Here is a 19302-nt window from a genome sequence, read left to right on the forward strand (position 1 = left end):
AGTAACAGCATAACTTTTTACTTCGGACTCCCGACTTCACTTTTTCACTTTAAAACATTACAAACTCTCAACCATCAACTCACTCCCAATTGTTTTCCCAATCTTTCCAAACTACTTCTAGGTTTTGAGCTTTTAGCATTTGAGTAATTTGTTCTGTAGAACGTTCATCGGAAATTTCAAACTGATCTAGCGATTGCTTATCTACTACATAGCCTCCAGGGTTGGTTTTAGATTCGGCGCTCATGGAGGTAATACCAAGATTTACAATGTTATTTCTAAAGGTTTCACTCTCTCTAGTTGAAATGGTTAACTCTACATCTTCTTCCAACATTCTATAGGCAGAAATCAATTGTACCAAATCGGCATCTGTCATTTCTACTTTTGGGTCTAATCCCCCAGAAAAAGGTCGGAGTCGAGGAAAAGAAATAGAAAACTTAGTTTGCCAATAGGTTTTTTTTAGATAGTGTAAATGTAATGCTGTAAAGAAACTATCGGCACGCCAATCTTCCAATCCAAATAAGGCTCCTAGTCCAATTTTATGAACTCCAGCACGTCCTAATCTATCGGGAGTTTCTAAGCGATAGAAAAAATTTGATTTCTTTCCCTTTGGATGGTGTTTTTTGTATTCTTCTTCATGATATGTTTCTTGATATACTAATACCCCATATAAACCATTTTCTTTCAATAAAACATATTCATTTTCATCTAAAGGCTGTACTTCAATACTTACATTAGAAAAATGATTTCTTATAAGTTGAATAGCATTTTTAAGGTATGATACACCAACTGTAGTGTTTGCTTCTCCTGTAACCAATAAAATATGATTGAAACCTTTACTTTTTATATACTCAACTTCTTTTAAAATTTCGACATCGGTTAAAGTACGTCTCGGAATTTTGTTGGTAAAGCTAAACCCGCAGTAAGTGCAAATATTTTGACACTCATTGCTTAAATACATGGGCGCAAACATTTGCATAGTATTTCCAAAACGCCGTTTGGTAATACGCTTACTTTCTTGCGCCATTTCTTCTAGAAAGGGTTTTGCAGCAGGAGCTATCAAGGCTTTAAAATCTTCTAAATTTCGATTGGGTTTTTCAATAGCCCGAATTACGTCATTTCCCGATTTATCTTGGATGCTTTTAAGAACATCGTCCCACGAATATTGTAAAAATGTATCTTTAAAATTAGTCATATAAAAAACTGGTTAACGGACTACTAGCTTCTGCATTCTGTTTTACTGGTGCGAGGGATGCTAAATAAGCTTCGCGTCCTGCTTCTATACTTTTTTTGAAGGCTTTTGCCATTTGGATAGGATTGTTGGAAACTGCAATTGCGGTATTAACCAACACAGCATCGGCACCCATCTCCATAGCTGCTGCCGCATGAGAAGGAGCTCCAATACCAGCATCTACAATAACGGGTACCTTACTTTGTTCAATAATAATTTCTAAAAAATCAAAGGTTTTTAATCCTTTATTAGTTCCTATGGGAGCCCCCAAAGGCATTACGCATTGTACTCCTACATCTTCCAAACGCTTGCACAACACAGGATCTGCATGTATATACGGCATCACTACAAATCCTTTTTTTACCAATGCTTCGGTAGCAGCCAAAGTTTCTATAGGATCTGGTAGTAAGTAATTTGGATCTGGATGAATTTCTAATTTCACCCAATTTGTTTCCAATGCTTCTCGTGCCAATTCAGCAGCAAAAATGGCTTCTTTGGCATTTCTAACCCCAGAAGTGTTGGGTAATAAATTTATGGTAGGGTGTGGTAATCCACTTAAAATATCATCATTTTCTAAGGTTGAATCTACTCTTTTTAAAGCTACCGTTACAAGGTCACTTTTACTCGCAAGAATGGACTCTCTCATTAGTTTTGAGGAACTAAATTTTCCAGTTCCTAGAAACAATCGAGAAGAAAACTCCTTATCTGCTATTTTTAATATGTCTGGATAACTCATACGTTTATTGTTTTCTGATTTAAAATTTCCTTTATAACATCTAATCTTTTGGTTAAGTCATGGTTTTTTATCTCCCTAATCTCAGAAGTTAAATAACCCGACATAGCAACTCCGTAAATACCTGCCAGTTTTAATTCTTCTATATCTTCTTTTACAATGCCTCCAATAGCAATTATTGGGGTGGTTTTTGTTTTTTTATTCAACTCAAAAAAGATGTTTTTATAACCTTTAATTCCTAAAATCGGACTTAATTTTTCTTTGGTATTTGTATGTCTAAAGGGACCTAAACCGATGTAATCAACTCCTTTTTTAATCAATTTTTCTATGTCTTGGGATGTATTTGCAGTGCCTCCTATAATTTTTTCTTTCCCTAGAATTTTCCTAGCTACTTGGGGGCACATATCTTCTTTTCCAAGATGAACCCCATCTGCATTTACTACATTGGCAACTTCTACATGGTCGTTAATAATGAGTTTAGCACTGTATTGTTGGCATATTTCTTTAGCCTTCATAGCTGTTTCTAAAACTTCTTTTGGCGTTTTATTTTTCAGGCGTAATTGAATCCAACGTCCGCCACACTCACATACTTTTTGAATATTTTGAAGATGTATAGTAGGTGTGTTTCCTTGCGAGATGTATTGTATAGTATCTATTTTCATGAATGATATGCTAGTTTTGTTGGGTTTGATTGCAGCGCTTTTTCGGTATATCTTTTGGCATCTTCACAAGCATTAGCTAAAGATTTTCCTTGTGCTAAATAACTTGTAATAGCTGAAGATAAGATGCAGCCACTTCCATGCTTTTCATATATTTTTTCTTCGGAAGGAAAAAAGTTAAAAACGGTTTTATCTTTTAGATATAAAGTGTCTTTTCCTTTTTCCGATGGATGATGTCCACCTTTTAGCAATACTGATGTAAATTGTTGTAAGCGTGTTATTTTTTCTGACAAAGAGGATGCGTTGGAAAGCTGAAAAATTTCTTCATAATTAGGCGTAATCAACGAGATATTTTTTAAAATATCAGCTGAGAATAATAGTTTTTCTCCTTGAAAAGAATGGCCGCTACTTGACTTCAAAACAGGGTCTAAAACTATTGGAAGTTCCTTTTTATATGCTTTTAATACTTTTAACAACTGTTCTAAAAGAGTTAGATTTTCTATTATTCCAATTTTAACAGCTGCTATATTAAAACGGTCTAAAAGTAGTTGCAATTGCTTTAAAACTACAGTAGCGTCCACCCAATAGCAGTCTTTGAAATAAACATCGGTTTGTAGGGTGTTTGCCGTACAAACAGCCATTGCATAGCATCCGTTATTTTCTATTGTTTTTATATCGGCAAGTAAACCAGCTCCCCCAGAAGGGTCAAAACCAGCAATACTTAAAACAATAGGTTTTTGTATGTTTTTATCCGTCATAAAACACGTTTTTATAAACTTTTTGCAATTCTTTATATGCTGTTACGGGGTGTTTAGATTGCCAAATGCTTCCTAAAATTGCAACCCCTTGGTATCCCATTTTTTTTACTTCGGAAATAGTTGCTGAGGTAATTCCGCCAAGCGCAATAACTTTTATTGGGAATGCCGTTACCTCAAATTCTTTTCCTTGATAATTTTCTTTAGAAATAGAATTGAAAACGGGACTCAAAAAACTATAATCATAATTTGCTCCTTCTTTTTTTAAAGCTGAAATTGAATGAAAACCCGTACTCACCACTCTTCCCATTTTTTGATGGTTTTTAATGTATTCTGAATCATTTTCAAGCATTTTTCTATGTTTCTCGGTCAAATGAATGCCTTTTACATTAAATTCTGATGCCAATTCATGGTGCTGATGAAGCATAATTTTATTGTGATTTTTTACATCTATCAATTCTAAATAGTTTTTCAAGGCTACTTTTTCTAACCTTGGTTTACGTATGTGTAAAGTTTCCAATCCATATGCAAACAACCTATTTAGGCTTTCTATTTCTTGCTCCAAGGCAATCTCTGATGTAATTACAATAAGCATGGGTTTAGGTTTTTATTTCAGAGGTTCAGAGGGGCAAAGTTGTAAAATTGAAGATTTGAAAATTAGGAAAAAAGTGCTCAGTGGGCAGTTGCAGTAAGCAGTTTTTTTCTTTGTAACAGCCATAACTTTTAACTTCTGACTTCCAACTTCTAACTCCATCCTTATCTTAATTCTCCACTTTTAACTCATTAACTTTTCATTCAAAGAGCAAAGAGGCAAAGTTGTAAATTTGAAGATTTGAAAATGAGGAAAAAAGTGCTCAGTGGGCAGTTGCAGTAAGCAGTTTTTTTCTTTGTAACAGCATAACTTTTAACTTCTGACTTCCGACCTCTTTCTTTTTTCAACCTTCAACTCAATCACAAATACACTTCACTTCCTTTTTCTTTAAACTCTTCTGCTTTTTTCTTCATCCCTTCTTCAATAGCTTCATGACTATCCAGTCCATTTTCTTTAGCATAATTCCGAACGTCCTGAGTAATTTTCATAGAGCAAAAATTAGGACCACACATAGAGCAGAAATGTGCCACTTTAGCATTGTCCGATGGTAATGTTTCATCATGATACGCTTTTGCGGTATCTGGATCCAGGGCTAAATTGAATTGGTCTTCCCAACGGAATTCAAATCGAGCTTTACTCATGGCATCATCTCGGTGTTGCGCCCCTGGATGACCCTTTGCTAAATCGGCGGCATGCGCAGCTATTTTATACGTAATAACTCCTGTTTTTACATCTTCTTTATTTGGGAGTCCTAAGTGTTCTTTTGGGGTAACATAGCACAACATGGCGCACCCGTACCAACCAATCATGGCAGCACCAATACCACTTGTAATATGGTCATAACCAGGAGCAATATCTGTAGTAAGCGGACCTAAGGTGTAAAAAGGAGCTTCTCCACAGGCTTCCAATTGCTTGTCCATATTTTCTTTAATCATATGCATTGGAATATGTCCAGGCCCTTCAATAATGGTTTGTACATCGTGTTTCCAAGCTATTTTTGTAAGTTCTCCAAGAGTTTCTAGCTCTGCAAATTGTGCATAATCGTTGGCATCGGCAATACTCCCAGGACGGAGTCCGTCGCCAAGAGAAAAGGACACATCATAGGCTTTCATAATTTCGCAGATTTCCTCGAAATGAGTATATAAAAAGCTCTCCTTATGATGCGCCAAACACCATTTTGCCATGATAGAACCTCCTCTAGAAACGATTCCTGTTACACGTTTGGCAGTGTGTGGCACATATTGTAAGCGCACCCCAGCATGAATAGTAAAATAATCTACTCCCTGTTCTGCTTGTTCAATTAAAGTATCTCTAAAAATTTCCCAAGTAAGGTCTTCGGCTTTTCCGTTTACTTTTTCTAAAGCTTGATAAATAGGCACAGTACCAATAGGAACTGGCGAATTTCTTAAAATCCACTCGCGGGTTTCATGGATATTTTTTCCGGTAGATAAGTCCATAATATTATCTGCTCCCCAACGGCATGCCCAAACTGCTTTTTCTACCTCTTCTTCTATGGAAGATGTTACCGCAGAATTACCAATATTGGCATTTATTTTAACCAAAAAGTTACGTCCAATAATCATAGGTTCGCTTTCTGGATGATTTATATTACATGGAATTACGGCTCTCCCGCTAGCTACCTCTTGACGTACAAATTCTGGAGTGATTTCTTTTGGAATGGAAGCACCAAAACTCTCTCCAGGATGTTGTTTTGTAATTTCTTTTACTTGCTGTAGTTTCTGATTTTCGCGAATGGCAATAAACTCCATTTCTGGAGTTATAATTCCTTTACGGGCATAATGCATTTGCGTTACATTTTTTCCAGCTTTTGCTTTTAATGGATTTTTAAGGTGTTTGAAACGAAGTTCGTCTAGCTTTTTATCATTAAGGCGTTCGTTTCCGTAATTAGAGGAGAGTCCGCTGAGCTCTTCTACGTCCCCACGACTTCTTATCCATTGCTCTCGAATGGGTTTTAGTCCTTTTTTTACATCTATTTCTATGTTTGGATCTGTATATGGACCGCTGGTGTCATACACTAAAACAGGGTCATTTTTTTCGGTAGTACCATTAAATTTATCAACCGTGTCACTAAGAGAAATTTGTCTCATTGGTACTTTTATATCCTTGTGAAGGTTTCCATAGACATAAATTTTTGAAGAATTTGGAAAGGGTTCGCGACTAATTTCTGTGTTGGGTTTTTGCTGTTGTGTTTTCATGTGTTTCTTGTTTTTGTTTGAATACCTTGTGGGTCTAAACCCGAGGCAGTTGATTTTTTTTTTGCGTGAAGGATAGTAGCGACATCCTTTTTATTTTTTTAAAAAGATATAGCGAATAGCCTGACCGTAACGGAGTGAAGGGCACGCCCTAATTAACCTCCCTGGGTGGCTTTTATAATAAGAATATTAGCATTGTTTTCTAACGGTTCTTCCCATTTAGATTTTGGGAGAACGTTATTATTAAGTGCCAAAGCAATGCCGTTGGGAGAAATGTTTAAATGCTCCAAGAGCTGTTTGGCGCTCAATGAGTTCTGAAATGTGTGTAAGGTGTTGTTTACGTTTACAGTGGTCATAATCTTATGTTTTACTGTAAACTTTAGGAGGAAGTCCTAAAAAAGTGGATTACTTAGGAGTTTTTTTAATGCTGAATTAAAAAAGTACCTATAGCCAAATTTATGGCGTTATGTAGTGTCTCAACTTTTCCCTTCGCACGTCCTAACGCGATCAGGTTCTAAGGGTTTTATCTCAGCCGGCTTTCACGGCACCCCTAAAGTTTACTTATAATCAATATTTATTTCCAAAAGCCTGCCCAGAATTTACGCTGATGCAGTAACTTATTTCAAAGGTATGGAATTATGATGGAGAATGACAACTATTGAGGTTAAAAAAGGAGCTATTGATATGATGGGGATATTTTAGGATACAAAAAACCCTTACTGAAAATCAGTAAGGATCTTTTCCCTCAAAAACTACTTAGTTAAGTAACTAAATAGTGATTTTATATAAGTCCTAAATCTTTGGCTATAGCAACCAGATGTGTGGCGTTTTTAGCTTTAAAAGAAATTCTTAAGCTACTAATGCGTTTTTCAATAGTGCTTACGCTACATGGTGTAATGCCTTCGGATTTGAACTTTTTTCTAATTTCGTCTTGAGAATTTCCTTGAGAAAGAGCGTCCAATAATAAAATATCATAGTCTTCTATTTCTAAATTTTTAGTTTCTTTTATGGCATGCTTTAAATTTGCTGGGATGTACTGTTCTTTATTGTAAACCGTTTCAATGGCGGTAACCATTTCGTTGGTGCTATTTCTACCTTTACAGACATAACCATTAATAAATATGGTGTCGAAAAAGGACTTAATCATATGTGGGCGGTCTTCAATAGAATACATAATAACAGCAATATCTGGTTGCTCTAATTTTATTTTTGCAACTAGTTTGTCTCCAGATTCAATTTTAGATTGCCTGTGGTCTTGCTTAAAAGAAAGGTCTGTTATTAAAAGGTCGAAAGGAGAATTTTTTAAGATTCCTTTCTTGATTTTTAAATATGCATCATCGCAATATTTGGCGTGTTCAATTTCAAAATCATAAGCTTTACTTAAGGTATTTATCAACCCTAAATTTATGCTATCGATATCTTCGGCAATAAGAACTTTTTTAAACATCGTTTATATTGGAATTGTTATAGTGGCTTTAAACCCTTTTCCGGGCATTGTGTCAAAAATAAAGTTTCCATCTACGCCTTCAATACGGTTTTCCACATTTGCTAATCCGTTTATGATAAAATTTTTGGAAATGTCCGTCCCTTGTCCGTTATCGGAATAAGAAATTTTTAAATTTTTCTTCTCTAAAGTAAAATTAAATACTACTACAGACGCCTTGCTATGTTTTTTCATGTTCACTAAAAGCTCTTGCAGAGACCTGTAAATAACGCGTTTTATATATGTAGGGATTTCTTCTGAAGGGAATGTAGCTAGCCCACGGTTTAATATATTAACATCCTCATTACAGTAACTATTGATAAGAGATATTATTTTTTCTGAAAAGTTGGTGTCTAAATCTATTTTTCCGTTTCCTCTAGCAATATTTCTAGCTTTTTCATAGATGGCATCTAATTGCAGAAGAAGATTACTTTTGATAGTTTTTTCAACAGGAGTATTTTCGGTAAATGCAATAATATTAAATACATCGTTGGCGAGCTCATCATGTATTTTTTTTGAAATTCGCATTTCGGTTTGGTAAGCTTCGTCTACTTTTTCTCGTTGATGCTTTATTTTTATAAACCGATAATATATAAAGCCAGCACTAAGAATGATTCCAATTATAATTATTAAAAGTAAGTTTCTGCTTTGTTGATTTTCTAATCGTAATTTATTGATTTTTGCTTCGTTGGTAAGCTTTAAGTTTTCTTGTTGATTTTTTTCACTTTCGTATTTTATTTTGGCAAATGTATTTTTTAATCGCCCTTGGGAGGTATGAATGCTATCGGTTAGATTTTTATAGACTACCGCGTATGTTTTTGGATTTTGGGAAGATTCTATTAATAAAGATAAGGCCTCTAAGGTATCATCGGTACTTTTGGTTTGCTGTGCCAACTCAAAAGCTTTTAAAGCCATTTTTCTAGCTTTTGTTGTTTGATTATTGTTTAAGTAATATTGAGAGAGATGGAGGTAACTTGTGGTTTGACCAGAAATATCATCATTACTTTTTCTAATTTCAAGCGCTTTCTTAAGGTCGTTTTCCGCATTAGAAATTTTTAATAAACTAGCAACATAAGCTCTGTTGTCAATATTTTTGGCATAACTATCTGGATTGTTTTCTAATTCTGGACTTTTTTCTAGTTTTTCTAATAAGGTATGTGCTTTTTCATATTCTTCTTGGTAGGTGTAAACTACCGCAATATTGTTAAGGATTTTTATTTTTGAAATTGAGTCGCTTGCTACGTTTAAAGCCTTGTTATACCAATGTAAGGCTTCATTATAGATTTTTTGTTCTTTAGAAGCAATGGCAAGAGCATTGTAGGTGCCAGCTATGTATTTTTTATTGGCAGATTTTTCTAAATACTGTAATGCCTTGACCCCTGTTTGTTCAGCTTCATTATAGTTCCCTATAGAATTTAAAAGATTGGTAAGGTTTACCAATTTAATTCCTGCTTCAATAGTGTCTTTTATACGCTCGTATGTTTTGATAGAATTGTAATAAGCGTTAAGCGATTTAGCAATTTCATTGTTTTTTCTATAATAAAACCCAAGTCGGAAGTAAGCATCTCCTATACTTAAACTATCTTTTCTTTGTTGCTGAAGTGTTAATAGTTTATTGGAATAAAATAACGTACTATCAATATTTACATTTCGGAAAAGGGAGGCGCTAGTTAATAAAATCTCAACTTTAATAGAATCATTATAAGTGTTGATATTTTTTATAAGTTTTTGATTTAAAAGAAGAGCGCTATCAGGATTACTTTTTCGTAAGTGCTTTATTTTTTGTAATTGATTGTCTACACTATTTTCAGCAGAAGGGATATTAGAAGTTTTATTTTTTTTAGTAGAAATATTGCATGCAAAAAAGCATAACAAAATACCCAAAAAAAAGGGGAATGCTAGTAGTAGTTTTTTCATTCCCCTAAAATAAAAATTATTTAGCCTTTATTCTCCGTTTTTTGGAGTTTCTGGTTCGTCGGGCTCATCTGGATCCTGATTTATTTCTTCATCTTCCGAAGCTTGTGTATTGTAAAGAGCGTCTGTACTTGCTACACTTTCTTTTGTACACGATTGTAAAATAGCATTTAATGAGATTACAGTAAGTATTAAAAGTATTTTTTTCATAATAATGGATTTAAAAAATTAAACAATAGAGTTGCTGTCCGCCTATGCAGAGATTTTTATAGAGCAACTAAAATTTGTAAGGAAATACTCCTTAATATTTTGGGAAGTGGAGATCCAAATGTGTTACTTAATAGCTGCTTCCCTGTTACTATTTTTCTCACATTGTGGATTTCCGTAAGAAAAGTTGATGCGCTTTGGTTATGTTAGCTAAACACAACCTCAACCAATCTTGACAGCAAAGGAAAGGGAGGTTTGCCGTTTAATTGTGGACAAAACATGGAAAAGAATGTCCGACAAAAATGACCATCGATTGTCTAATTATTTTTATTTTTAAAGCCCTGAACTTAATCCAATTATGAAAAATCCATATGAAGAACTTGTAAAACGAGTTTTTGATAAAGCTAAATCAAAAGGTGGCAGTAAAACTAAAAATGGACAAGCTACCCACCTGTCGACTATCTTTACTGAAGATTATAAGCATCCTATTTCGGTAAGAACATTTACTACTATATACAACTTCTATCTTTTAAAAGATACTAGCAGGTCCGTTACTCTTAAAATTGAATTATTAGATTTAATGGCGCATTATGTTGGAGATAGTAATTACGAAGATTTTATAAAAAAGAATGCAGAAGATGGGGCAAAGGTTGCATTAGATTCTCCAAAAAATAAATTTAATGGTGAGCGGATATTGCTTATAATTTTGGGAATTATGCTCTTACTAGGGCTTAGTTACAGCATATTTTTCAAATCTGAACCGAAATGTATGTCGTGGAAAGAATTTCAGTACGAAATAGTATCATGTAATATTAGCGAGACAGAAACTACTAATGAAATTATTATTTATGATGTTACAGTTTATAAAAAATTAAAAAAGATACATATTAAAGAAGTTAAGATAGGAAAAACATACTACTGCAAAATGGAAGATGGCACTATTGAATACTTCTCTTATTTTGGGAAGCATCCAGTAACAAAAGAGCATCTAAAGCCCGTTACGCCCTATATGTACAATAAGTATGTAGAGCCTTCTCTTTAGAAAAGGACATATAAAAAGCCGTTTTGAAAATTCTCAAAACGGCTTCGTTGGTTAATGCATCATTGCTTGGTTAATCTTTGTAGCTATATATTACAGTATATTGGCTGGTTTCACCTGAATTTAGATCTGATGTAGTAATAACAGCTTCAGTTGGATAATTGTCGTTATCATATTCATAATCAGCATTATAAAGATAAATTATTTCGTTATTAGAATTTTTATATGTAATTCTAGTAGGGTTATTGTTAGGAAAAAGGTTTCTAGCTGCAACAATTTCAGAGGCCTGCGGTGTCATACTAAAATTAAGCTGAACTTTATCCATAGCCTCTATAAATCCAGCTGCTTTTAAAGTATGGAAATATGGATTTGGAACGTTGTCATATTCTAATTCGGCTGTATATTGCTCGTATACATAATCTTGGGTTTCATAATCATAATCCTCTTCAATAAATGAGATGATTTTAGGATTTCCATTGTCATCATATTCTTCCACATGCCCTACTTCAAAGGCATCATATGGAGATTTATAAAGTTCATTCATACTAAAAGCATCACTATTTCCTCCAGTAATATTAGATAAACTCCCATTATCATCATACACAAAAATGCTGCTTTCTGACCCATTTGAAGCAGTAGAAACACGATTATTTGAATCGTATCCAATGGCGAATGTTCTGTTGTAGTAATCGTTTTGAGGGGATAAAGTGGTAACACCTTTTAGGTATTTTTCTTTTACATTTCCATTTACTTCTTCAAATTCATCCGAAGTAGAATCATCACAGCCAACCATAGCTAAGGTTAATAATACAGCTGCAATTGGAAAATTTCTAATTTTCATCTTTTTTAGTTTAAGAATTATTTTCAGCTCAAATGTAAAATGATAGAATTTATTTTCCTTACGGAATTCCGTAAAGGAGAGAATTATTTTTCTTTTGAATATCTCGTAGGTTCATCTCGAGGTTGTTGATTTATAGAGGGAATAAAAAAAGGATTTTTTGTAACTCTACTAGGATGAGTGTAGTTTGAATCTAATTTTTTATCTTCTAGCTAGCACGAGTGTCTTGCTTGTTTTAGTTTTGCTAACTACATAATAAAGGATTGATAATTTTTCTTGATGCATAACCAATTGGTTTTAAGTTGAACAATTGGCATACAATTCAGTTTTGAAAATGGAACACCTAATTCCTCTCAAAAACTTGACAAGTTGACTTTTTAGTGGAAATTCGTAAAATGCAGTTTGTGGAGCTAAATGTGCCTTATTACTATGTATAAAGCAAAAAATCCAGCCTATTTGTATAGACTGGATTTCTCTGATTGTGGTCCCACATGGACGCCCTTTATTTTTGTTTTATTTTATCTTATTTTATTGAGTAATAGTTTATTAAGTGCTGTTTTACAAGGGTTTTTAAATTAACTTAAATAAGGCTAAATTAAACGAAATTAAAATTATTCGTCCCCTGATTCGTCCCCTGTATATAGTTAATTTATATCTTAGTAAAAAAAACATGAGTGAATTCCCTTATAACGGATTTAAATATATTCGTAATAATTCTAAAGATAAACCTTTAGTTTCAATAGAGCATGAAAAAGAAATCCCTGAGTTCTTGTTTAAATATTATAGTTTTAGTAAGTATAACGTTTCTGCTTTAATTAATTCATATTTATATGCATCCCATCCCTTTGAATTAAATGACATATTAGACAGTAGTGTATTTTTATTGCAGACCTCACAACCAATTCCATATGATTTATATGAAAAATTATATTATCCAACACTGAGCAAAGTAGAAATTAAAGAGTTTTATGAAGAAGATTTAGAAAATAAATGTACTGGATATATTTTTGAACTATGGCAACTCATGACTAATGTATTGGGAATTATATCTCTAACTGAAAGGGAACATCATCCTCTAATGTGGCCTCATTATACAAATGAGAAAGGTTTTCAAATAAAGTATAGAACAAAAAACTTGGAGAATTCAATTAAAAAAGAATATCCTGAACATGGTTCATATGCAGGGCTATTTCCTATTAATTATACAAAATATTTAAGCCCAGTAGATATATCCCAATTTAAAGACCACTTTATACCCCTGTATTACATTTTAAATATAAAATACCATAAATGGGAATATGAAGATGAATGGAGATTAATAATGAGCAGACCTCAAATGGGAGTTCCGTATAGCAAAGCTTCTTTTAGCACCAGAAAAGATTATGAAACGGATATAAAAAACAGATATATTAATTATGATTCTTCTGTGATTGAGGAAATAACCCTAGGCATGAATTTTATTAATGGTAAAGATTTTGAAATTCATAACATTGAGAAATCAGATATGAGAATTAAGCCTTTAAATAGTAATGTTGATTCCTTAGAAGAAACAGGTAATTTAATTAAGTTCCTTAATTATTTAATTGATTCTAAAATACAGGTTTATTATTCTGGGGTTAAGTATGAAAACAACTCTCAAGATGAGATTTGTTTAGTCCGAACAAAAGAATTAATTCAGTTAAGTTATGGAGAAGATGGATATTATATTTTCAGAAGAACTAATGATGTGAAGATTTTATTAGATAACTAAAAAATATATCCATGTCCAAAGCCAAATTCATTCTAAAAGAGCCTAACAGAAATAAATGATCTATTGAATCATCTAATTTACACCATAGTTTAGCTAGTTTTTTAATGATCCTATTCATGGCTATATTTTATTATAATACACTTTATTTTCATTCTAGATTTTTATCTACTTTAAATAGATCTAGATACTCATTAAAAGAGTAAAGTCTTCCCCTTTGTCCTCCCGTAATTTCTTTAATAATCCCTAGATTTTCGAGAGAGTCTATTAACTTGTACGCTGGGCGTGGGGTCTTTTCAATAATATCCGCAACTTTTATAGCATCCAAAATTGGATTGGTATATAGGTAGTCGACTACTTTTCTACCGTCACCGCTTCTTGATCCTAATTGTTTTAATTGTTCATCAATATTTTTTTGAAGCTGCATGATGGAATTAAAGGTTTGTACACCCGATTGTGCAGTTTCAATAACTCCAGTGAGAAAGAATTTAAACCATTGGGACAGGTCATTATGTGTTCTAACACGCATGAGGTTGTCATAATATAGGGATCTGTTTCTTTCAAAAAAATCAGATAAATATAAAATGGGTTGTTTTAAAATGCCTTTACTAACAAGATAGAGTGTTATTAATAACCTGCCTACCCTTCCGTTCCCATCTAAAAAAGGGTGAATAGTTTCAAACTGATAATGGATCAAGGCAATTTTTAATAAATCGGGAAGTGGATTCAATTCATCGTTGGCGAATTTTTCGATGTCAGACATTAAATCTCCTATAGAATTGTGAGCAGGAGGAATAAAAACGGCATCATTTATTGAAGCCCCACCTATCCAATTTTGACTTGTCCGATATGCCCCTGGTAGTTTATGGGTTCCTCTTACACCTCGTAATAATATTTTATGCGTTTGTCGAATTAACCTAGATGAAAAAGGCAGGGTATGGAGCATTTTTACGGCCTCATTCATTGCCGAAATATAATTCTGTACTTCCTCCCAATCATCCCTTTTTTCAATGGCTACATCCTCTTTTTTTAAGAATGCTTCTTCCATATTGGTTTGGGTACCCTCTATTTTTGATGATTGGGTAGCCTCTTTAGCAATATGCATACTAATAAATAAATCAATATTTACATATTCTGAATACATGTCCAACCTTCCTAGTTGTCTATCAGCTTTACTAAGCAAATTGAAGACTTCCATATTATTTATAATCCATTCTTTATTGATAGAATTGGGTTGGAAGCTTTTGTAATAGCCTTGGCTTATATAGGAACCAGATTTGAAATTTTCCACAAGAGTATATTAAGAAATTTATTTAATGTACAATATTACTAAAAATGTATAATAAAGAAAATTGTTATTATACATTTTAATCTGATATGTATAATAACAAAAATGTTGTTATACCATAAATGTAATAAAATGAAATTAAATTTTTGTTGTACATATGTTGTACTTGCTTGAAAACAAAAAAGCCACTCAATCTCTTGAATGGCTTTCTATCATTGTTGTGGTCCCACATGGGCTCGAACCATGGACCCCCTGATTATGAGTCAGGTGCTCTAACCAGCTGAGCTATGGGACCTGCAAATTGCGGATGCAATATTACTATATATTTTTAAGCTCTGCAAGACTATTCAAAGGTTTTTATAGATTTCTACTTTTTTTAACTGTTATCTATGCCTTATCGTCTATTTCTTGGCACAATTCAATTAAAACGCCATTGGTTGTTTTAGGGTGTAAAAAAGCAACCCATTTATTATCGGCACCTCGCTTGGGAATTTCATTTAATACAGTAAAACCTTCCTCTTTTAATCGTTTTATTTCCGCTTGGATATCGCCTACTTCAAAAGCTATATGGTGGATTCCTTCTCCTTTTTTAGCAATAAATTTAGCAATAGCACTATCATTAGTCATTGCCTCTAAAAGTTCTATCTTACTTTCTCCAGTCTTAAAAAATGAAGTTTTTACTCCCTCTGAGGCAACTTCTTCTGTTTTATAGGGAGCTACACCTAGCAATTTATGAAAAAGTGTATTTGAAGTTTCGATGTCATTTACTGCAATTCCAATGTGCTCAATTTTATTCATATCGTTATTTTTTCAGATAAAACACTTAATTAAAGGCTTTCATCAAAAATAATACTTTAAATTGTAATTATTATTCTTGTATTTTTGCAGTATGGAAACAAACAGACAGAAAAAGATTGGTGGGGTTATACAAAAGGATTTAGCTGAAATTCTACAAAGAGCAGCAAAAGAAGGAGGCATGTCTGGAACCCTTATTAGCGTAACCAAGGTAAATGTTACCACAGATTTATCAATGGCAAAAGTATATGTAAGTATTTTCCCAGTAGATAAAGCCAAAGAACTTATAGAAGGCATACGTTCCAACCAACCGCTTATTAAGCATGAGTTGTCGCAACGCACAAAAAATCAGTTACGACGCGTACCTGAATTAGAATTTTATATTGACGATTCTCTTGAATACATAGATCGTATAGACAAGTCGCTTAAAGGAAGTGAAAATCCTATTAGCAACCCCGATTTATTAGCTAAAAGGAAGAAGTCATAATTTTTGAATATCGCCCTGTACATAGCAAAAAGGTATCTGATTTCTAAAAGCAGTCAGAATGCAGTTAACATTATCAATTTTGTTACATTTTTGGTAATAGTAATTGGTGCAGCCTCTTTATTTGTTGTACTTTCTGCTTTTGCAGGACTTAAAACCTTAAGTCTTTCGTTTTCTAATTCTTTTGATCCCGACCTTAAAGCGGTTTCTGCCGAAGGTAAATATTTCGATTTTACCGAAAACGATGCCCAAAACCTTAATAAAATAGAAGGGATAGCCGATTATTCCAAAGAAATTGAAGAGCGGGTTTTCCTTACTTTCAAACAGAAAAATCATATAGCATATATCAAGGCAGTCGACAGTAATTACACACGTGTAACAGGCATTGATAGTATGTTGTATTACGGCAGTTGGATAGGAAAAGACCCCTACCAAGTAGTAAGTGGAATAGGAGTTGCAAATTTATTGGGATTAGGGATTAACGATTATAGAAATCCGCTTGAAATTTTAGCGCCAAAACCAGGAGAAGGGAGTATTGCTACAGGAATTTCAGGCTCCCAAAGACCTTATAATGAACTATCGGTAACCCTTTCTGGGGTTTATGCAATAAACGACGATTTAGATAAAAAGTACGTATTTGCAAGCCTTTCCACCGTTCAGCCTTTATTAGAGAAAAAGGAAAATCAAATCACAGGAATCAATTTTAAGATAAAACCTACAGCTCCTGTAGAATTAGTAAGCGCACAAATAGCAGCAGCATTAAGTAATAAAGTAAGTTTAAAAACGCGTGCGCAACTCAACGATTCTCTTTATAAAATGCTCAATACCGAAAATTTGGTACTGTATCTCATCTTTACTTTGGTACTTATTATTGCACTTTTCAATGTTGTTGGCGCTATTATAATGATGATTCTCGATAAAAAAGACAACGCAACTACACTTTACAGTATGGGCGTATCTATAAAACAACTAAAACGGATTTTCTTCTTACAGGGACTCCTAGTTACCGTTGTAGGCGGCATTGTAGGCATCGCTTTTGCATCGCTTTTAGTGTGGACACAAATCACTTTTCAATGGATAAAACTTAGTCCAACCTTGGCATACCCTGTGGAATATAAGCTTATCAATATAGCCATTGTATTTGCCACAATTTTTGTTTTAGGATTTTTGGCATCCAAAATTGCTGCCAATCGAGTTAATAAACAACTTATTCAATATACTTAGGAGCGCCAATTCTTGTGTAAATAGCTGTTGCTGTTTCCCGCTTTCGCCACTACACGGTAGTTGGCTCTATCGGGGCTAGCAGGTTTTATTTGGGAGTTTAGATTTATTAGCTACAGTATTTTTCAGCTTCATTAATATTTTTATTAAGCTTTCTATTTGTTGTAATAAAATGTAAAATAATCATTCCATAAAACAATGATATTGGAACCTTCATAAAGATCCAATATGGATTATTACCTGATACTATTTGCCAAATTCCCATAATAAAAATTAAGATTACTAGGATTATTAGACTCCAGCTAGTTTTTATTCCATTGTTTAATTTGTCTACTATGCTTTTTAATTCGTTATTAAGTTTATCAATTCCCTCAAATTCAACTTCAGAATTTATTTTTTTTAAATGCTTTAATAATTTAAGTTCAAAAAATTGATTAGGAAGGTTTATTACAAGGCTTAAACTTAAAATGGTCATTAGTCCCGATTTTTGCCAGATAAATATTTCATAATCAAATAGCTCAGGAATAATTGATAAAATTATTATTCCTACACTAATTATCGTAAAAACTAAATTGAGAGTAATTGTTATTTTCAAAAACTCAATTCTTTTTTCAATTCCTTTTTTCGACTCTCCTAAATTTGATTTTAGAGAAACGATAATGTTTTTTCTTTCGTTCATTTTCTTCAAAGGTATTGTCTCCTAAATATAGGAACAGATTATAATTGAATTCATGCTGCTAATTTCAATGTAATCATTTGAGGTTTAAATCCCTCATAGAAGGTCTAATTCCCCAACGCCTGTCCTGAGTCTATCGAAGGGTTTTGCGTTGAAATAGATTAAATTATTTTTCTTTGAATACCTCGCGGGCTTGTTCCGAGGTAGTTAATTAAATTATTGAAGTTACTCTTTAATTGTCAAAATAGTTCTCAATCTCAAATTCAAATTCAGATTTTTCTTCAGGTTTTATGGTAATATTTCCATAGGTTCCAATTACTTCCGCTTCAGATTCCCAATTTCCTTTTGTAAGCTTAAATTGTGCAGGGCTTTTAAGTTTTAATTTTATTTCCCGCTCTAAATCGGAAATTCTTTCTAATTCTATTTTTTCTGGATTCCAATCTCCTAAATTCTCTTGATTTCCTGTAATGTATATGGTATCGTCTTTGTTTAAAACCTTTACTTTTATTGTAGTATCATATTCTTTTTTGCTTAGTTCCTTTTCCTGTAAATCATGGATGTTTTCGAAATAAAAATCAAGTGCTTTATTTAAACTAACTGAAAAGGTATTCCAATGATTGTTTTCAGGGAATTTATCGATTTTAACTTTCAAGTTATCATTCTTTATTGACTTGTTAAAAAAGGAATATACTTTCTCTCTAGCAGGTTTCCATTCCTGCCAGTATTTTATACCTTCATTTGCATTGCTTAAGTATAAATAAGTAGGTTTCTCTATTTTAGAATAATCAAAATTTACAAGTTTGTTTGCTAATTTGTCGTTATCATACGCAAGGTTTGGCGAAATAGCTATGTAATCGTTAAACAAGGTATGATTTTTAATAAAAATATCTAAAACAAAGGAAGCACTTAATGAGTGTCCAATTGCTATTTTATTATTTAATGTTCTGTAATGAGAATCGATATATGGCACGACTTCAGTGCTTACATAAGCAAAGAAATTATTAGCATTTCCAGAATATTTCCCGTACTTGTCAATAGATTTTTTGGCTTCTAAAACAGGCAATAGGTCATTATTTCTAGAGTAATCAAGTTCTTCATTATAAGGCGAAGTAATTCCAACAACAATAAAAGAATTGGTATTGTCGGTCAAAAAGGAAATTATAGAACTTGTATAATCAAAAAACTCTCTACTGTGGCTGTCAAATACATAGATTACGTTAAAGTATTCGTTAACTCGCCAATCGTAATCAATAGGAGTATAAATTAATATCTCCCTTTCTTGATTTAAAGATTTTGATTGGATTTTTACATTTTCAACTCGGGCAATATTTTGACCAAATGTTACACTTGTCCATAGGGCAATCAAAATAATTATTATAATATTTTTCATCATAGTTGTATCGGTTTTGTTTAGTTATAAAAAATATTTT

Annotated in this window: 19 protein-coding genes, 1 tRNA gene and 1 riboswitch; of the genes, 4 read left to right on the forward strand and 16 right to left on the reverse strand. The window is 33.0% G+C overall.

All coding sequences use genetic code 11. The annotated features are described in order from the left end of the window. Positions 1 to 79: 79 nt before the first annotated feature. The 10 genes from thiH to JOOMADRAFT_RS03625 form a co-directional block, all read right to left on the reverse strand. Entirely contained in the window at positions 80 to 1192 is a 1113-nt protein-coding gene (gene thiH / locus JOOMADRAFT_RS03580; RefSeq protein ID WP_008611388.1) for a 2-iminoacetate synthase ThiH, read from the reverse strand. Continuing rightward, on the reverse strand, positions 1185 to 1964 hold the full coding sequence (locus JOOMADRAFT_RS03585; RefSeq protein ID WP_008611390.1) for a thiazole synthase: 780 nt from the start codon (positions 1962 to 1964) through the stop codon (positions 1185 to 1187). The genes thiH and JOOMADRAFT_RS03585 overlap by 8 nt, the downstream gene beginning before the upstream one ends. Beyond that, positions 1961 to 2623 carry a thiamine phosphate synthase gene (locus tag JOOMADRAFT_RS03590; protein ID WP_008611391.1) on the reverse strand — a complete coding sequence of 221 codons (663 nt, stop codon included), beginning with the start codon at positions 2621 to 2623 and terminating at the stop codon, positions 1961 to 1963. Before JOOMADRAFT_RS03590 ends, JOOMADRAFT_RS03585 begins: the two co-directional genes overlap by 4 nt. After that, positions 2620 to 3378 carry a hydroxymethylpyrimidine/phosphomethylpyrimidine kinase gene (locus tag JOOMADRAFT_RS03595; protein WP_008611392.1) on the reverse strand — a complete coding sequence of 253 codons (759 nt, stop codon included), beginning with the start codon at positions 3376 to 3378 and terminating at the stop codon, positions 2620 to 2622. The genes JOOMADRAFT_RS03590 and JOOMADRAFT_RS03595 overlap by 4 nt, the downstream gene beginning before the upstream one ends. Next, on the reverse strand, positions 3368 to 3970 hold the full coding sequence (locus JOOMADRAFT_RS03600; RefSeq protein ID WP_008611393.1) for a thiamine phosphate synthase: 603 nt from the start codon (positions 3968 to 3970) through the stop codon (positions 3368 to 3370). The genes JOOMADRAFT_RS03595 and JOOMADRAFT_RS03600 overlap by 11 nt, the downstream gene beginning before the upstream one ends. Positions 3971 to 4326: 356 nt before the next feature. After that, on the reverse strand, positions 4327 to 6183 hold the full coding sequence (gene thiC / locus JOOMADRAFT_RS03605; RefSeq protein WP_008611394.1) for a phosphomethylpyrimidine synthase ThiC: 1857 nt from the start codon (positions 6181 to 6183) through the stop codon (positions 4327 to 4329). A gap of 152 nt (positions 6184 to 6335) precedes the next feature. Next, on the reverse strand, positions 6336 to 6536 hold the full coding sequence (gene thiS, locus JOOMADRAFT_RS03610; protein ID WP_008611395.1) for a sulfur carrier protein ThiS: 201 nt from the start codon (positions 6534 to 6536) through the stop codon (positions 6336 to 6338). A 111-nt stretch (positions 6537 to 6647) separates the two neighbouring features. Continuing rightward, positions 6648 to 6742: riboswitch (TPP riboswitch) on the reverse strand. A gap of 219 nt (positions 6743 to 6961) precedes the next feature. Further along, positions 6962 to 7627, reverse strand: a complete 666-nt coding sequence (locus JOOMADRAFT_RS03615) for a DNA-binding response regulator (protein ID WP_008611396.1) — start codon at positions 7625 to 7627, stop codon at positions 6962 to 6964. Positions 7628 to 7630: 3 nt separating this feature from the next. Continuing rightward, a complete protein-coding gene (locus JOOMADRAFT_RS03620; protein ID WP_008611397.1) occupies positions 7631 to 9580 on the reverse strand; it encodes a tetratricopeptide repeat-containing sensor histidine kinase in 1950 nt (649 codons plus the stop codon). 27 nt (positions 9581 to 9607) lie between these two features. Continuing rightward, positions 9608 to 9787 carry a hypothetical protein gene (locus JOOMADRAFT_RS03625; protein WP_008611399.1) on the reverse strand — a complete coding sequence of 60 codons (180 nt, stop codon included), beginning with the start codon at positions 9785 to 9787 and terminating at the stop codon, positions 9608 to 9610. A gap of 355 nt (positions 9788 to 10142) precedes the next feature. On the opposite strand from JOOMADRAFT_RS03625, the gene JOOMADRAFT_RS03630 reads away from it, so the two are divergent. Beyond that, a complete protein-coding gene (locus JOOMADRAFT_RS03630; protein WP_008611400.1) occupies positions 10143 to 10826 on the forward strand; it encodes a hypothetical protein in 684 nt (227 codons plus the stop codon). A 70-nt stretch (positions 10827 to 10896) separates the two neighbouring features. Here JOOMADRAFT_RS03630 and JOOMADRAFT_RS03635 read toward each other — a convergent pair whose 3' ends face one another. Continuing rightward, complete coding sequence (locus tag JOOMADRAFT_RS03635) at positions 10897 to 11664, reverse strand: hypothetical protein (RefSeq protein ID WP_008611401.1); 768 nt, start codon at positions 11662 to 11664, stop codon at positions 10897 to 10899. Between the two features lie 667 nt (positions 11665 to 12331). On the opposite strand from JOOMADRAFT_RS03635, the gene JOOMADRAFT_RS03640 reads away from it, so the two are divergent. Next, entirely contained in the window at positions 12332 to 13411 is a 1080-nt protein-coding gene (locus tag JOOMADRAFT_RS03640; RefSeq protein ID WP_008611403.1) for a DUF2971 domain-containing protein, read from the forward strand. 148 nt (positions 13412 to 13559) lie between these two features. Here JOOMADRAFT_RS03640 and JOOMADRAFT_RS03645 read toward each other — a convergent pair whose 3' ends face one another. The 3 genes from JOOMADRAFT_RS03645 to mce all read right to left on the reverse strand — a co-directional run bounded on the left by JOOMADRAFT_RS03645 (position 13560) and on the right by mce (position 15494). Continuing rightward, the gene (locus JOOMADRAFT_RS03645) at positions 13560 to 14699 is read right to left on the reverse strand and encodes a Fic family protein (protein WP_008611405.1); all 1140 of its coding nucleotides are present in this window, start codon (positions 14697 to 14699) and stop codon (positions 13560 to 13562) included. A gap of 218 nt (positions 14700 to 14917) precedes the next feature. Continuing rightward, positions 14918 to 14991 (reverse strand) — tRNA-Ile (locus JOOMADRAFT_RS03650). A 92-nt stretch (positions 14992 to 15083) separates the two neighbouring features. Next, entirely contained in the window at positions 15084 to 15494 is a 411-nt protein-coding gene (gene mce / locus JOOMADRAFT_RS03655) for a methylmalonyl-CoA epimerase (protein WP_008611406.1), read from the reverse strand. Between the two features lie 91 nt (positions 15495 to 15585). Between mce and rbfA the strand changes: the two genes are divergently transcribed. After that, the gene (rbfA, locus tag JOOMADRAFT_RS03660; protein WP_008611407.1) at positions 15586 to 15978 is read left to right on the forward strand and encodes a 30S ribosome-binding factor RbfA; all 393 of its coding nucleotides are present in this window, start codon (positions 15586 to 15588) and stop codon (positions 15976 to 15978) included. 3 nt (positions 15979 to 15981) lie between these two features. After that, positions 15982 to 17199, forward strand: a complete 1218-nt coding sequence (locus tag JOOMADRAFT_RS03665; RefSeq protein WP_008611409.1) for an ABC transporter permease — start codon at positions 15982 to 15984, stop codon at positions 17197 to 17199. 106 nt (positions 17200 to 17305) lie between these two features. Here JOOMADRAFT_RS03665 and JOOMADRAFT_RS03670 read toward each other — a convergent pair whose 3' ends face one another. Together JOOMADRAFT_RS03670 and JOOMADRAFT_RS03675 are read right to left on the reverse strand one after the other, a co-directional pair. Further along, entirely contained in the window at positions 17306 to 17875 is a 570-nt protein-coding gene (locus JOOMADRAFT_RS03670; protein WP_008611410.1) for a hypothetical protein, read from the reverse strand. 229 nt (positions 17876 to 18104) lie between these two features. Further along, positions 18105 to 19265 (reverse strand): alpha/beta hydrolase-fold protein, encoded by a 1161-nt coding sequence (locus JOOMADRAFT_RS03675; RefSeq protein ID WP_008611411.1) that lies wholly within the window; start codon positions 19263 to 19265, stop codon positions 18105 to 18107. Between the last annotated feature and the right edge of the window lie 37 nt (positions 19266 to 19302).

This window comes from Galbibacter orientalis DSM 19592 (assembly GCF_000260115.1).
GTDB lineage: Bacteria > Bacteroidota > Bacteroidia > Flavobacteriales > Flavobacteriaceae > Galbibacter > Galbibacter orientalis.